The 1,429-nt window shown below is 70.3% G+C and carries 1 protein-coding gene; it reads right to left on the reverse strand.

The window, feature by feature from the left end; translation table 11 throughout:
• Positions 1-11: 11 nt before the first annotated feature.
• Positions 12-1,319 (reverse strand): ISL3 family transposase, encoded by a 1,308-nt coding sequence (locus tag KZX45_RS19750; RefSeq protein ID WP_248259468.1) that lies wholly within the window; start codon positions 1,317-1,319, stop codon positions 12-14.
• Between the last annotated feature and the right edge of the window lie 110 nt (positions 1,320-1,429).

A 1,429-nucleotide genomic window follows, 5' to 3' on the forward strand; every position in this document is an offset into this window, starting at 1 on the left:
TTACCGGCTCTTCAGAATTGAGGGTGTAGTCGGGGTCTGAATCCGCCGGTCTCCAGGAGTGCTCTGGCGATGTAGTTCGTCAGGTTGCGGAACCCCAGGGCGGAGCCGCGCAGGTGCTCGAGCCGACCGTTCATGGCCTCGGTAGGACCATTCGATGTGCCGGGCCGGTCGAAGTAGGCCAGGACGTCGGCGGCGCGCCGCTTGAGGGTGCGGCCGAGTCGGCGTAGCTCGGTCAGCACGGCGGGTACCCCGGTGCTGACCGAGTCGATCACCTTCTCCATCAGGACGCGCCCACGGGCCCGGTCGGGCTCACGGTAGGCGGTGATCATCCGCTGGTAGACGGCCCAGGTGGCCTCGACCGCGACGTGGGTGTCGCTGGTGAACAGGTCGTGCAAGCGCTGGCTCTGCTTGCTGGTGAGCAGGTCGGTCCCGGTGTGCAGGGTCCGGCGGGCGGCGTAGAGCGGGTCCCCCTTGCGGCCGCGGTGGCCGTGGATGTCCTGCTGGACGCGCCGGCGGCACTGGTCCAGCGCGTCGCCGGCCAACCTCACGACGTGGAATGGGTCCATGACCGCGACCGCGTCGGGCAGCTCCTCGGCGGTGGCGGTCTTGAACCCGGAGAAGCCGTCCATCGCGACGACCTCCACCGCGTCGCGCCAGGCCTGCGGGCGCTCGGCGAGCCAGGTCTTGAACGCCTGCTTCGAGCGGCCCTCGACCATGTCGAGCAGCCGGGAGGGCCCGGTGCCCTCGCGAACCGCGGTGAGGTCGATGACCACGGTGACGTACTTGTCGCCGCGGCGGGTGTGCCGCCAGACGTGCTCGTCGACGCCGATAGCCTTCACGCCGTCGAACCGGGTCGGGTCCTCGATCAGCACACGGCGTCCTTCGGCCAGGACTGCTGTGTTGGCGGTGTTCCACGAGATTCTCAGGCCCTCGGCGACCCGCGCGACGGTCAGGTGCTGGCACACGATGCCCTCCAGCGCCCACCGCAGGCCCCGGCGGGAGAGCTTCGCCCGGGGCTCGGCCGCCCTGGTGGTGTCTTGGCGCCACACGTGCTCGCACCCGGTGCACCGGTAGCGGCGGACCGTGATCTCCAGCGTGGTGGGGCGCCAGCCCAGCGGCTCGTGAGCCAGCCGGCGGGTGACGGTGTCGCGTGGCGTGCCTTCGCATCCGCAGCGGCGGCACCACTGGTCCGGCTCGACGACCCGGCAGGCCAGCACCGCACGGTCAGGCTCGAGCCGCTGCCCGACGACTTCGAGGCCGAGCTCGTTGAGGCGGGCGAATGTGGTCAGGTCAGGGCGAGCGAAGGTAGCGTCGGGCACGTCGAGGTCTTCCGGATGGGTGGCGTGAGAACCTCCATCTTCGGAAGACCTCGACCCCTATCCGGCGACCGACGCGCCGACCCGCACTACACCCTCAACTGCGAAGAGCC

It is taken from the genome of Georgenia sp. EYE_87 (genome assembly GCF_023148685.1).
Lineage (GTDB): Bacteria > Actinomycetota > Actinomycetes > Actinomycetales > Actinomycetaceae > Georgenia.